Origin of the sequence: Bradyrhizobium sp. SPXBL-04, from assembly GCF_051853035.1 — a bacterium.
In the GTDB taxonomy this organism is placed as follows: domain Bacteria; phylum Pseudomonadota; class Alphaproteobacteria; order Rhizobiales; family Xanthobacteraceae; genus Bradyrhizobium; species Bradyrhizobium zhanjiangense.
On record NZ_CP182472.1, the window covers coordinates 1579166 to 1591766 of the forward strand.

At 63.6% G+C, this 12601-nt stretch carries 13 protein-coding genes; 8 read left to right on the forward strand and 5 right to left on the reverse strand.

The features are described 5' to 3' along the window. Positions 1 to 143 precede the first annotated feature (143 nt). Both ACNJX8_RS07420 and ACNJX8_RS07425 read left to right on the forward strand, forming a co-directional pair. Positions 144 to 1691 (forward strand): acetolactate synthase large subunit, encoded by a 1548-nt coding sequence (locus tag ACNJX8_RS07420; protein WP_439360083.1) that lies wholly within the window; start codon positions 144 to 146, stop codon positions 1689 to 1691. Between the two features lie 38 nt (positions 1692 to 1729). Beyond that, complete coding sequence (locus tag ACNJX8_RS07425) at positions 1730 to 2248, forward strand: hypothetical protein (protein ID WP_128931656.1); 519 nt, start codon at positions 1730 to 1732, stop codon at positions 2246 to 2248. 53 nt (positions 2249 to 2301) lie between these two features. Here ACNJX8_RS07425 and ACNJX8_RS07430 read toward each other — a convergent pair whose 3' ends face one another. Then, a complete protein-coding gene (locus tag ACNJX8_RS07430) occupies positions 2302 to 2535 on the reverse strand; it encodes a DUF3551 domain-containing protein (protein ID WP_128931657.1) in 234 nt (77 codons plus the stop codon). Positions 2536 to 2794: 259 nt separating this feature from the next. Between ACNJX8_RS07430 and ACNJX8_RS07435 the strand changes: the two genes are divergently transcribed. The 3 genes from ACNJX8_RS07435 (at position 2795) to greA (ending at position 4297) form a co-directional block, all read left to right on the forward strand. After that, positions 2795 to 3130, forward strand: coding sequence for a hypothetical protein (locus ACNJX8_RS07435; RefSeq protein WP_249759967.1), 336 nt, complete (start codon positions 2795 to 2797; stop codon positions 3128 to 3130). A gap of 133 nt (positions 3131 to 3263) precedes the next feature. After that, the gene (locus ACNJX8_RS07440; protein ID WP_439360084.1) at positions 3264 to 3746 is read left to right on the forward strand and encodes a hypothetical protein; all 483 of its coding nucleotides are present in this window, start codon (positions 3264 to 3266) and stop codon (positions 3744 to 3746) included. A gap of 68 nt (positions 3747 to 3814) precedes the next feature. Further along, entirely contained in the window at positions 3815 to 4297 is a 483-nt protein-coding gene (gene greA, locus ACNJX8_RS07445) for a transcription elongation factor GreA (RefSeq protein ID WP_128941475.1), read from the forward strand. Positions 4298 to 4324: 27 nt separating this feature from the next. Here greA and ACNJX8_RS07450 read toward each other — a convergent pair whose 3' ends face one another. The 4 genes from ACNJX8_RS07450 to ACNJX8_RS07465 all read right to left on the reverse strand — a co-directional run bounded on the left by ACNJX8_RS07450 (position 4325) and on the right by ACNJX8_RS07465 (position 7643). Beyond that, positions 4325 to 5098, reverse strand: a complete 774-nt coding sequence (locus ACNJX8_RS07450) for an SDR family NAD(P)-dependent oxidoreductase (RefSeq protein ID WP_439360085.1) — start codon at positions 5096 to 5098, stop codon at positions 4325 to 4327. Positions 5099 to 5144: 46 nt separating this feature from the next. Next, a complete protein-coding gene (locus ACNJX8_RS07455) occupies positions 5145 to 5540 on the reverse strand; it encodes a (R)-mandelonitrile lyase (RefSeq protein WP_439361829.1) in 396 nt (131 codons plus the stop codon). Positions 5541 to 5661: 121 nt separating this feature from the next. Beyond that, positions 5662 to 6438 carry a carboxymuconolactone decarboxylase family protein gene (locus ACNJX8_RS07460; protein WP_439360086.1) on the reverse strand — a complete coding sequence of 259 codons (777 nt, stop codon included), beginning with the start codon at positions 6436 to 6438 and terminating at the stop codon, positions 5662 to 5664. Further along, a complete protein-coding gene (locus ACNJX8_RS07465; RefSeq protein ID WP_439360087.1) occupies positions 6435 to 7643 on the reverse strand; it encodes an arabinose transporter in 1209 nt (402 codons plus the stop codon). Before ACNJX8_RS07465 ends, ACNJX8_RS07460 begins: the two co-directional genes overlap by 4 nt. A 199-nt stretch (positions 7644 to 7842) precedes the next feature. Here ACNJX8_RS07465 and ACNJX8_RS07470 point away from each other — a divergent pair, with 199 nt between their 5' ends. The 3 genes from ACNJX8_RS07470 to ACNJX8_RS07480 all read left to right on the forward strand — a co-directional run bounded on the left by ACNJX8_RS07470 (position 7843) and on the right by ACNJX8_RS07480 (position 12553). After that, entirely contained in the window at positions 7843 to 8751 is a 909-nt protein-coding gene (locus ACNJX8_RS07470; RefSeq protein WP_439360088.1) for a LysR family transcriptional regulator, read from the forward strand. Positions 8752 to 9125: 374 nt separating this feature from the next. Beyond that, positions 9126 to 12167 carry a GAF domain-containing protein gene (locus ACNJX8_RS07475; protein WP_439361830.1) on the forward strand — a complete coding sequence of 1014 codons (3042 nt, stop codon included), beginning with the start codon at positions 9126 to 9128 and terminating at the stop codon, positions 12165 to 12167. Continuing rightward, on the forward strand, positions 12164 to 12553 hold the full coding sequence (locus ACNJX8_RS07480; protein ID WP_439360089.1) for a response regulator: 390 nt from the start codon (positions 12164 to 12166) through the stop codon (positions 12551 to 12553). Before ACNJX8_RS07475 ends, ACNJX8_RS07480 begins: the two co-directional genes overlap by 4 nt. Positions 12554 to 12601: the final 48 nt, after the last annotated feature.

The window sequence follows — 12601 nt, forward strand, 5'->3', positions numbered from 1 at the left end:
GCCAATTTGCCGAAAAGAATTAGCCAAGCCGGCGCATCGTCACGCGGGGCAGGGCAGCGATGGCGGCTATTGCTTTGACGGCACGCGCGAACAATGATTGATCGAACCGATATCTGGACAATGCCGGTCGTGGGAGCCTTGGAATGAACGGTGCGGAAAGCCTGGTGCGGACAATGGTCAAGGGCGGGGTGGACGTCTGCTTCACCAACCCCGGCACTTCCGAGATGCATTTTGTCGCAGCGCTCGATCGCGTGCCGGGCATGCGTTGCGTGCTCGGCCTGTTCGAAGGCGTGGTGACGGGCGCCGCCGACGGCTATTTCCGCATGAAGGGCACGCCGGCCTCGACGCTGCTGCATCTCGGCCCCGGTCTCGCCAACGGCCTCGCCAATCTGCACAACGCCAGGAAGGCGAATTCCGGCATCGTCAACATCGTCGGCCAGCACGCGGTCTACCACATCGGCTACAACGCGCCGCTAACCTCCGACATCGAGGGCCTGGCCCGGCCGATGTCGTCCTGGGTCCGCACCTCGCCGGATTCCAAATCGGTCGCTGCCGACGGCGCCGCGGCGATTGCCGCCGCCAAAAGCGCACCGCCGCAGATCGCGACCCTGATCCTGCCCGCCGACACCGCCTGGAATGAGGCTGACGGCGTCGCCGAGGTTCCGGCTGAGCAGCAGCGGGCGAGCTATTCGCCGCAGGCCGTCGAGCAGGCCGCAAAAATCCTGCATCGCGACGGCGAGGGTACGCTGCTGCTGATGACCGGCAGCGCGCTAAGCGCGCAGGGCCTGGCGCTGGCCGAACGGATCGCCGGCAAGACCGGCTGCACGGTGATGGGCCCGACCTTCCGCCCGAAGATGGCGCGGGGCCGCGGCCGTTTCTCGATCGACCGCATCCATTACGTCATCGAGAACGCGCTGCCGATGCTGGCAAAATTCCGTCACATCGTGCTGGTCGAGTCCGACGATCCCGTGGCGTTCTTCGCCTATCCGAACAAGCCGAGCATGCTCAAGCCTCAGGGCTGCGAGGTCCATCGCATGACCTCCTGGGGCGAGAACTCAGTCGCGGCGCTGGAAGCGCTTGCCGGCGCCGTGAAGGCCAGCGCCAAGGACGTCAAGCCGCAGGCGTTGCAGGAACTGGTCAAGCCGACCGGCGCACTCACCTTCGCCTCGATCGCGCAGGCGATCGCCTGTGCGATCCCCGAGAATGCGATCATGGTCGACGAATCCCTCACCACCGGCCGCGGCTTCTTCCCACCGACGGCGGCGGCGGCTCCGCACGACTGGCTCCAGAATATGGGCGGCTCGATCGGCTTCTCGACGCCGCTGTCGATCGGCGCGGCGATCGCCTGTCCGGATCGCAAGGTGATCACCATGGTCGGCGACGGCAGCGCGATGTACACGATCCAGTCGCTGTGGACGCAGGCGCGCGAGAACCTCAACATCGTTACCATCGTGTTCGCCAACCGCATCTACCAGATCCTGCGCGGCGAGTTCGACAATGTCGGCGCCGGCGAGCCCGGCCAGCGCGCCAACGACATGCTGCGGCTTGATCGCCCGACGCTGGATTTCGTCGCGCTGGCGAAGGGCATGGGCGTGCCCGGCCGCGCCGTCACCAATGCCGACGAGTTCAACAAGGCGCTGGCGGAAGCCGTCGCCGAGCCCGGCCCGCGCCTGATCGAAGTTCAGATGTAAGGCATCAACAGACGGAGCGCCGTGAGCCCGGAGGCACGATGCAGACCGAGCTGAACAAGGTGATCGCGGCGCTCCGGGACTTCTACGCGCAGGAAGCATTCCTGTTCGAGAAGGACGTCGGTGAGCGCGCAATCACGCACCGCTTCGCCGTGCACCTGGAGAAGCAGTTCTCCGGCTGGTCGGTGGACTGCAATTACGATCGGCTCGGCGAGCGCACGCTGCATCTGCCACACGGCACGATCATCTCGACCGACGACCATCTCGGCAAATCGATCTATCCTGATGTCGCCGTGCACCAGCGCGAGATCCCGAACAATCTGCTCACTGTCGAGATCCGCAAGGCGAGCAATCATACGCCGCTCGAGCACGACCAGCACAAGCTTAGGGCGCTGACCGACGTGCATGTCTGGTTTCCCTATTGGATCGGTTTGTTGTTGGTGCTGGACCGGCAGCACGTGACGATGTCGGAGGTTTACGTCAGCGGCCTCGTCGACGAGGCGCTGTCGCGCTGGTTCGCGACGCGGCTTCAGGAGACCGGCCTCGGAATTCGCGCATAGAGCAGCGCGACGTGCGCGGTGACGCACGCCGCCAGCTCGTCGGTAACAGCTCGTCAGTAATGGTACGGCTGCGAGTACGCGTAGCGCGGGTTGATGCCGCAATAGGCCGACGTGCCGGAGGCGGTGGCGGCACATTGCTGATAGCTCGCGAACTGGCAATTGCCGGGATAGCCCCACTGGCGGCCTTGCAGGCAGTATCTGTCGTTTGCGGCCTGCGCCGGCGCCGCTGACAATGACGCTGCGATCAGGGTTGCGAACGATGCAAGCGTGAGGATGGTGCGACGCATTTCAAATCTCCTTCGAGGGTGGTGGAACGGCCTTGCCTTGGCGTTCCCGTGGCCTGTCTGACGCACGGTCATGCTGTGTTGGTGTCCGCGACGCGGGATGCGTTCGAGGTGAGATACATCGTGACGCAGCCGGCGCCGGACAATGTGATCTCCACCACAGTTCGCGCACAGGTTCCCGACCTATTCTCAACGACCTTGCACGCCTCGATCCCGTGGGACTAGGCTTGCCTCATTCGGATCAGGCATTTTGGAGGTTCTGATGCAGAAGTCATATTTGCTGGCAGCGACGGCAGCGCTGGTGCTCACGATGCAAACGCCGCTCGCGCTGGCGCAGAGCGCGCCGGCCGCCGGTGGAGCCGCTGCACCGGCCGCGACAACCGCTGCGCCGGCCGCGACGACGGCACCGGCTGCGACCACCGACACCTCCAGCCAGCCGACCGATTCCAAGAAGAGCGCATCGAAGAAGCCGGCGAAGAAGAAGATGACGCGGCAGCAGGAGATCGATCATTCGATCGACACCGGCACCGTTCCCGCGCGCTACCGCAGTTCAGTGCCCAAGCAGTACCAGCAATACATTCCGTTCGATAAGCGGTAGCGGATCGCATGGCGGCGCGACCGGATCAGCGGCTGCGTCGCCGTTGCCCATTGCAGGATGGCCTTCGCCATGGGATCCAACCACATACATTGTGGCGCGCGGTGATAGATTAGGCTTAAGTCCGGGGGAAGGAATGAGTGACGACGGGAAGGATGCTGGCCTTGTGGCCATGATCAGCAGCATCCTTGGAGGCAACAAGCGCGCGGACGTCGTGACGCCGCCCCTCACCGAGGCTCCTCCGACAGCGCCGACGAACGGGTTCGAGGCGGTCGAGCCCTCCAGCACCGATGCGGAGCCGGCGGAGTCTGAGCCGGCCCCCGAAGCCGTACCAGCCGAGACCAAGCCGGTCGCGCCACCTCCGAAAATCGCCACCACACGAGACGGCAAGAAATTGCTGCCTGCGGAAGCGATTGCCGATCTCGTGCTTGGTGAATTGCGCAAGCTGGAGAATTTTCCGGCGACCGGCGTCTCGGTCACGGTCTATGGCTACCGGCACTGGAACGCCATGATCACCTTCGCGCCGTTCTCGACCACGTTCCGGAACGCGACCCGGTTCCGCCAGGCCCTGCCGGATCTCGTCTTCAAGCTGCGCCGCTTCGTCGAACTTGAGATATAGTCAGGGCAATCGGCGGGCGGCGCGAGCGTCGCGCCATTAGCCAAAACAAGTTCGACAGGATTTTGAAATTGAGCGTCGCCTTTACCAAGGAAGAGAGCGCCGAAACCGCGTCCGAGACGCTGTTGCCGGATCGCCCGATCTCGCCGCATCCAAACCTCGTGACGGAAAAAGGCTTGCAGGCGTTGCAGACGCAGCTTGCCGAGGCGCGCGCGGCCTATGAAGCCGCGCAAGCGATCGAGGACGTCAACGAGAAGCGCCGACAATCGGCGGTGCCCTTGCGCGATGCCCGCTATCTGACGGAACGGCTGCGCACGGCGCAGGTCGCTCCCGATCCGACCTCGACCGACACAGTCGCCTTCGGCAGCACGGTGACCTTCAGCCGCGCCGATGGCCGCGTGCAGACCTATCGTATCGTCGGTGAGGACGAAGCCGATCCGAAGGCCGGTTCGATCTCCTTCGTCTCGCCGGTCGCGCGATCGTTGATTGGGAAAGCGGTCGGCGACGTCGTCGGTTCGGGCAACCAGGAGATCGAGATCCTGTCGATCGCGTAGCGAGCGCAATGTTTGTTGGGCTACGGCCTAGACCTGTGGGAGTTCAACGCCCGTCAGCTTGCCCAATTTTGCGATGAGGTCCTCCTGAAATCCCGGGTCCGTCGCCTCATCGGCTGGCTCCTCCTGCCGCAGGTGATGCCAGTAGCGCCCGCTGACCAGGGCCGCGGAATCCTCGCTCACCGCCAGCCAGGTCTGAGTCCGTTGTCCGGTGTCGAGATCGACCGGGGCGCTCGCGCCACCCATCTTCGTGCGCACCCATCCGGGATCGACGGCGTTGCTGAGGACGTTCGGCCAGCGCCGCGCCAGCGCGAACGCCAGGGCGACCACGTGCAGCTTGCTCTCGGCGTAGGCCTTTGCCGAATCCCAGGCACGGCTGTTCCAGTCGAGGTCATCCAGCGATCCCTCTCCGCCGCGGTGCAGCCCGCTGCTGAGATAGATCAAGCGGCGGGGCCGCTCGATCAGTGCCGTCAGCATGTACGGCGCGAGAGTGTTGATCGCCAGCGTGCTGGCATGGCCTTCCGGAGTCGAGCCGCGGCTCCGCTGGGTGTAGACACCGGCGTTGTGGATGATCGCATCCATGCGGCCGATCGCATTGACCTGGTCCGCGATGCTCTTCGTCTCAGCGGCACTTCTGAGATCACCGACCACCATTCCGGCGCCACGCGGCGTGAGCTCGCCAAGCGCCGCGGCACGATCGACCGATCGCGCATGCAGCACCACGCGGTGGCCTTGATCAAGCAGGGATTGTGCCGCCGCCCGGCCGAGGCCGTCCGTGCTGCCCGTGATGAATACGATCGCCATGCGCTGTTTCTCCGGATTTCTGGATGTACTCTACAGCGCCCGCGCATCACTTCCGATATTGCTCGTCGCTCACCTTCTCCAGCCAATCCACGTTCTTGCCGCCGGAGGACTCCTGGATTGCGATGTGTGTCATCGCCGTCGTCGGAGAAGCGCCGTGCCAGTGCTTCAGTCCGGGCGGGAACCAGACGACGTCGCCGGGGCGGACTTCCTCGATCGGGCCGCCCTCGCGCTGAACCCAGCCGAGCCCGGCCGTGATGATCAGCGTCTGCCCGAGTGGATGCGTGTGCCAGGCGGTGCGGGCACCGGGCTCGAACGTGACTTGGCCGGCCCCAGTGCGAGCCGGATCCTGCGCCTGAAACAGCGGATCGATGCGGACGCTCCCACTGAACCAGTCTTGGGAGCCCTTCTGCGAGGGCCGAGACCCGTTTCTCTTGATGTCGATTTCCATTTGAGCCTCCTTCTGTGCTTCGGACGCGCGCGCCTGCACCCGCTGAATTCCGAGAGTGGCGGCGGCGCTGCCGGCGATGAGTACGCCCCGTCGCGTGATCACGGTGTGTCTCCGGTCAGCGCGGACGCTTTTCGATGACGTCCTTGATCACTGGCGCTGCGGAGAATGCGTTGGGCCAGCCGGCGTAGAAGGCGAGATGGCCGAGCACTTCGCCGGCTTCCTCCTGCGTCAACCCATTGTCCATCGCGCGGTTCAGGTGATAGGTGATCTGCGCGACCTGGCCGGTTGCGATGAGAGCGCTCACGGTGACTAGGCTGCGGTCGCGCGGCGCCAGCGCCGGCCTGAGCCAGAGATCCCGGAACAGCACGTCCGTCGTGTACTGGACCAGGCTTGGCGTGATTTGCCCGAACTGCTCTGCAACCCGCGTCGCCCGCTGCTTCTCCGCGGTCTCATCGAGCGGCAGCTGCGGTCCCGAGGCCGGCGGCAGCTGATCGTCCCCGATGTTGCGGCTCCTGAGCACCTGCCTCGCCGCGGGGATCGCATCCATCGCGTTCGCCCAGCCGGTGTAGAAGGCCAGGTGCGTGATGATCTCCGATATCTCCGACGGTTTCACGCCATTATCGAGCGCGAGTGCCAAATAGGAGGGCAGCTCGACGGTTTGATCGCGCGCGATCAGCGCGGCGACGGTGACGATGCTGCGATCCCGCCGCGACAGCCCCGGTCGCTTCCAGAGATCGCCGAGGACGAATTTTTGCGCATAGCCTTCGAGGGCGGGAGCGACGGCGCGGACGTCTTCCGGCTTTGGCATTGGATTTACTCCTGCGATGGACGTCTGTCCGGCGGCCGCGCCGGCGAACAGACACAATGAAAGCAAGGTCGCGAGCATCCTCATGACGGGGTTCCTTCCAAGCTTGTCGGGTGCGCCATCAGCCACAGCGCCACCAGGGCGGCAGAGAGCACGGTCACGGCGCTGACGAGAAAGACGACGTTCAGTCGCGCGCCGGTCGCGATCAATCCGAGTGCCGGGCTCGCGAGCCCTTGCGCGAGATCCAGGAACGCCGTGTAGGCGCCCATGGCGAGCCCGCGGCTCTGCATGGGCACGCTGCGCACGGCTTCGACGCCGAAGCCCGGATAGACCAGCGAGAAGCCGAAGCCGGTGAGTGCGGCGCCGGCGAGCGCCATCTCGGGCCGGACCGCAAGCCAGATCAGCGCCTGGCCGGCAGCTTCGATTCCCGCACAGACCAGCGCGACCTTTGCCCCGCCGAGCACGTCGGCTACATGACTGAAGAACACCCGGGCCAGGATGAAGGCGATGGCGTAAGCGGAATAGGCCAGCCATCCGTTGGCCCATCCGCGGTTCGCAAACAACAACGCGGCGAATGTGGTGACAGCGCCGAAGCCGACGCTGCCGAGTGCCGAGCCCAAGCCCGGGAGCCAGACGGCACCGAACACCTCGGCGAAGGAGGTGCGGGTCTGCTGGTGGAGGGGAGGGACCGCGGGGAGCCGGACGACGAGCAGGAGCGTCAGTAATGGCGCGACGACGGTGGCGGTCGCGATCGCAGCGAAACCGTAGGCAGCGTAGAGCACAGATCCCGCGGGCGCGCCGATCGCGAAAGCCGCGAACATCGCCGAGCCGACCCAAGCGATGACCTTGCCGGTGCTGCCGGCGTCGGCGAGCGCAAGTCCCCAGCTCACCGCAGCGGTGATGATGAAACTCTCGGCCGCGCCGAGCAGTCCACGGCCGAGCAGCAGTATAGAGACTGACGCCAGCGGGGTGTTGGCGAAGCCGAGAGAGAGCAGATAAAGCAGTCCGGAGGCCGCGGCAGCGAGCAGGCCGACGATCACGCCGCGCTTCGCTCCGCTTCGATCCGAGAAGTGGCCAGCCCACGGCCGCGAGATCAGCGAAGCGGCGAACTGGCTGCCGGCGACCAGGCCGACCACGAAGGTACCCAGGCCCAGCCCATCGTGGACGTGAAGGGGAAGAATTGGCATCGCGACGCCGATGACCAAGAAGGCAACGAACACCACCGCCATGATCGGCATCAGGTTGGCGACGCCGCGCGGCGCAGCGGCCTCTCGAATGGTTGTTACCGACATGCGAGCTCAGAGCTCCTGCTGCGTCGGCGCAGGCGATCGGCGGCTTCCGGGGCGCTGACGCCGTTCGGGAGCTCGATTGCTTCTGTCATAGGTCCTTGCCTTCGTTCTGGAGCGTCCGATCGCTAGTCCGAACCTAAGACTTCCGTGCTCGTCCGATTAGGTGATAGATTTCGAATGCGGTCATTAGCCGGGCTTATGAATGAACAGAGAGGATGCCAGCGATCTCCTCGCCTTCCTCGCAGTCGCGAGGGAGCGCAGCTTCACGCGCGCTGCGGCAAAGCTCGGCATGACGCAATCCGCGCTCAGTCAGATCATCCGGAATCTGGAGGAGCGGCTCGGCGTGCGATTGTTGAACCGGACGACGCGGAGCGTCACGCCGACCCAGGCCGGAGAGCGGCTGTTCCTCAGCGTCGGCCCGAAGTTCACCGAGATGGATGCCGATCTTGCTGCGCTCAGCGAATTGCGCGAGAAGCCTGCCGGAACCATCCGGCTGACGGCGACAGAGTTTGCCGCCGCCGAGATCCTGCTGCCGGCGCTCCGGAAGATCCTGCCCAAGTACCCGGACATCCATGTCGAGGTGATCATCGACTACGGGCTCACCAACATCGTGGCGCAGCAGGTTGATGCGGGCATCCGCCCCGGCGAGCTCGTCGCCAAGGACATGATCGCCGTGCGCGTCAGCCCCGACCTGCGGATGGCGGTCGTCGGGTCGCCCTCATACTTCGCCGAACGCAAGCGACCGAAGACGCCGCAGGACCTGACTCACCACAATTGCCTCAACCTCCGCCTGCCGACGCACGGCGGCAGCCTCTACGCCTGGGAATTCGAAAAGAACGGGCGGGAGCTCAATGTGCGGGTGGAGGGCCAGCTCGTGTTCAACAGCGCGGGCCTTCTGCTGGACGGAGCGTTGAAGGGGCTCGGCCTTGCCTACCTCACCGAGGGACATGTGCAGCCGTACCTGTCCCAGGGCCGCCTGGTCCGCGTGCTCTCGGATTGGTGCCCGCCGTTCTCGGGATATCATCTCTACTATCCCAGTCGGCGCCAGCCTTCGCCGGCCTTCTCGCTGCTCGTGGAAGCGCTCCAATATCGGGTAAGTAAAAGGGCATGACCACGGGACTTTATGTCCGAAGGATGCCGCTTTGCGCCAGAGCTTCCCTCCACTTCGGTAGTTGCATCGGTGACGGTGCGGTCATCGTTGCACGCCGGTTGCTGGGACCTTGCGGGCGTCGCACTTAGCGCAGCACTTAGGTCCAGCCGCTCGTCAAGGCCTGCCACCATGCCGCACGAAGGAAGTCGACGGCAGCGGCAGTTCGTGGAACCCGCCGGTTCGGTCGATCGCGGGGGCGAATTGACGCGTAGTCGATTGAAAATCAACTAGCGATAAGTCTGGTCGGAAGCACCTGACAGTGGAATAATTCCCAACGGTTTCTTGATCAGATTTTGACGTCGGCCCCGAACCGGCTGGCGACGTGGATTTTCATGATGGCCGCGCTTCCTCAGGACGTGGTGGCGGATTTGCAGCAAGAGAACGCGCGGCTGCTGGCCGAATTGCGCGCCGCACAAGATCGCGAGAGCGCCACCGCGGACATTCTCAAGATCATTGCCAGTTCGCCGTCGGAGGTGAAGCCGGTATTCGATGCAATCGCAAGGCGGGCCAATGCCTTGCTCGGCGGCTTTTCGACGACCGTATTCCGTTTCATCGACGGTATGGCCCACCTGGCAGCATTCACGCCGACGAATCCTGCCGCCGATGCGGCTTTGCAGAACATGTTTCCGAGGCCGATTGCCGATTTTGAGAGTTTCGCAAGAACTCAGGCGGGTAAGGTGGTACCGACCCCCGACACTGAAGCGCTGACGACCGAAATCAAATTAATCGCGCGCGCCCGCGGCTTTCGCAGCATGCTGTTCGTTCCGCTCACGACCGGCGGCGTGGTGATCGGCATGATCAGCGTCACGCGAGTCGAGCCTGGCACCTTCGCTCCACATCATGTGCAGCTTCTGCAGACCTTCGCCGATCAGGCCGTGATCGCGATTGAGAATGTCCGGCTATTCGATGAGGTCCAGGCGAAGACGCGCGATCTCGCCGAATCGCTTCAGCAGCAAACCGCGACTGCCGATGTGCTGAAGGTGATCAGCCGCTCCACCTTCGACCTGCAAACCGTGCTCAACACGCTGGTCGATTCGGCGGCACGGCTGTGCGAAGCGGAGATGGCCTTCATCATGCGCCGCGAAGGTGATGAATATCACGCCGGAGCAGCGGTCGGGTTTTCCGAGGAATACAGCGAGTTTCTGCAAGCTCACCCCATTATCCCCGGACGGAGCACGGTCACAGGTCGGGCCGTACTCGAGCGCCGTCCGGTGCAGGTCCTCGACGTCGCTGCCGATCCCGAATACGGCCTGCGCGAGTCGACTACCATGGCTGGTCAGCGCACGGCGCTCGGTGTTCCCCTCATGCGCGAGAATGAGCCGATCGGCGCGATCGTGATCGCTCGCAAGCGCGTGCAGCCTTTCACGGAAAAGCAGATTGAGCTGGTCGCCACGTTTGCCGACCAGGCCGTGATCGCCATCGAGAACGTACGGCTCTTCGAACAATTGCAAAGCAGGACGCGAGATCTGTCCGAGGCGCTGACGTACCAGACCGGCAGCGCCAATATCCTGAGGGTTATCGCTTCCTCGCCGACTGAAGTCGGTCCGGCGCTCGAAGCGATTGTGGAAAGCGCATGCGGGCTTTGCGAGGCATATGATGCGCTAGTCGTTCTGAGGGACGGCGACGACATCGTTGTCCAGGCGCATCATGGACAAGTTCCCGTGGTGTGGAGCCGACGGTCGATCAGTGTGCAATCGCCCAGCGGCCGGGCCATTAGCGACCGCCGCACCGTTCACGTGCACGACCTGCTTGGGCCCGAAGGGGACGAATTCCCGACAGGACGGGAATATGCGCTTCGCTCCAACGTTCGGACTGTTCTAAGCGTGCCGCTGTTGCGCGAAGGCGAGAGCATGGGTGCGATCGTGCTTCGTCGCACCGAGGTTCGTCCATTCGGCGAGAAGCAGATCGCTCTGCTTCAAACTTTTGCAGATCAGGCTGTTATCGCCATTGGCAACGCGCGTCTGTTCGAGCAATTGAACGAATCGCTGGAGCGGCAGACCGCAACGTCGGAGGTGCTGGAAATCATAAGCGCTTCATCAGGCGCATTGACTCCGGTCTTCCACAAGATGCTGGAGAATGCGACACGGATCTGCGGCGCCGGCTTCGGCACTATGAATCTCTACGAGGAAGGCGGCTTTCGTACGGTCGCATTGCACAACGCGCCGCCAGCTTATGTTGAGACCCGGCTGCACCAGAGCATTCGCCCACATCCCGCAAGCGGGCTCGGCACCGTCGAGAAAACTCATCAGATGGTTCATATCGACGACATCAGGACTCAGCCGCCCTACGTCGAAGGCAACCCGAACGTTCGCGCGCTTGCCGACCTTGCTGGCGCAAGGACCCTCGTCATCGTGCCCATGCTTAGGGAAGACGAGCTGATCGGCACCATCACGATCTTCCGCCAGGAAGTTAAGCCCTTCACGGACAAACAGGTCGAGCTCGTGTCCAATTTCGCGCACCAGGGTGTGATCGCGATCGAGAATGCACGCCTGCTGAATGAACTGCGCGAGCGCACTATGGAGTTGTCGCAATCGCTCGAGGAATTGCGAAACGCGCAGGATCGGTTGATCCAGACCGAGAAGCTCGCCTCGCTCGGGCAACTCACCGCCGGCATTGCACATGAAATCAAGAACCCGCTCAATTTCGTCAATAATTTTGCTGCGCTTTCCTCCGAGCTGATTGACGAGCTCGGCGACGGGCTGCGCTCAGCCGCCCTTGGCGAGGCAGCAAGGCAGGACATCGACGCGCTGATACGCATGCTACAAGGCAACCTGGAAAAGATCGTGCAGCACGGAAAGCGCGCTGATTCCATCGTCAAGAATATGCTTCTGCACTCGCGCGAGGGTTCTGGCGAGCGCCGTTCGGCCGATATCAACGCCATCGTTGAGGAAAGTCTCAACCTTGCCTATCACGGCGCGCGCGCTGAAAAGGCAGGTTTCAACATCAAGCTTGAAAGGAATCTCGATCCCAGTGCCGGGGCGCTCGACCTGTATCCGCAGGAAATCACGCGGGTGTTCCTCAACCTTATTTCCAATGGATTCTACGCGGCTAGCAAGCAAAAGGATGCCGCCGGTGGCGGCTTCGAGCCAAGGCTGCGCGCGACGACCACAAATCTCGGCGGCGCCGTGGAAATCCGGATTCGCGATAATGGCGCGGGCATCCCGGCCGACGTGAGAGAGAAAATATTCAATCCATTCTTCACCACCAAGCCCGCAGGCGAAGGTACCGGGCTTGGCCTTTCAATCTGCCACGACATCATTGTGAAGCAACACGGCGGCAGCATCGAGGTCGAGACCGAGGCTGGCGATTATACAGAGTTCATCATTACGCTGCCGCGCACGCTGGAGGCACCATTGCAGACCGGAGGCAGAAGTTGAGCGTTTATATCATGGTCGTCGACGACGAGCCCGACGTCGAGGCGCTATTCCGCCAGCAGTTCCGCCGCGATCTGCGCGCCGGTCGTTTTCTCATGGAGTTTGCCCCGTCGGCGCCGGCGGCCCTGCAGCGCGCAGCCGAGATTGAGGAGGCCACCCTGATCCTGATCCTGTCTGACATCAACATGCCCGGAATGAGCGGGCTGGAGATGCTATCTATCGTGCGCTCCGCCCGCCCCGATGTTCCGGTCATCATGATCACAGCCTACGGTGATGCCGAGACCAAGCGCAAAGCGCTGGAGAACGGCGCCGCCGACTTGTTCACCAAACCTATCGACTTCGCGGCGCTGCGCCAGGAGATCGATACAAGGCTCGAGCAGGCCGCATGACCGCAATCAGTCTCGTGGTCGATGACAAACCGGAACGGCTCGCAAGGT

Bases quoted from the DNA above. Each gene is read 5' to 3' on its own strand.
- ACNJX8_RS07420 (WP_439360083.1), top strand. From the start codon at position 144: ATGAACGGTGCGGAAAGCCTGGTGCGGACAATGGTCAAGGGCGGGGTG.
- ACNJX8_RS07425 (WP_128931656.1), top strand. From the start codon at position 1,730: ATGCAGACCGAGCTGAACAAGGTGATCGCGGCGCTCCGGGACTTCTAC.
- ACNJX8_RS07430 (WP_128931657.1), bottom strand. From the start codon at position 2,535: ATGCGTCGCACCATCCTCACGCTTGCATCGTTCGCAACCCTGATCGCA.
- ACNJX8_RS07435 (WP_249759967.1), top strand. From the start codon at position 2,795: ATGCAGAAGTCATATTTGCTGGCAGCGACGGCAGCGCTGGTGCTCACG.
- ACNJX8_RS07440 (WP_439360084.1), top strand. From the start codon at position 3,264: ATGAGTGACGACGGGAAGGATGCTGGCCTTGTGGCCATGATCAGCAGC.
- ACNJX8_RS07450 (WP_439360085.1), bottom strand. From the start codon at position 5,098: ATGGCGATCGTATTCATCACGGGCAGCACGGACGGCCTCGGCCGGGCG.
- ACNJX8_RS07460 (WP_439360086.1), bottom strand. From the start codon at position 6,438: ATGAGGATGCTCGCGACCTTGCTTTCATTGTGTCTGTTCGCCGGCGCG.
- ACNJX8_RS07465 (WP_439360087.1), bottom strand. From the start codon at position 7,643: ATGTCGGTAACAACCATTCGAGAGGCCGCTGCGCCGCGCGGCGTCGCC.
- ACNJX8_RS07470 (WP_439360088.1), top strand. From the start codon at position 7,843: ATGAACAGAGAGGATGCCAGCGATCTCCTCGCCTTCCTCGCAGTCGCG.
- ACNJX8_RS07475 (WP_439361830.1), top strand. From the start codon at position 9,126: ATGGCCGCGCTTCCTCAGGACGTGGTGGCGGATTTGCAGCAAGAGAAC.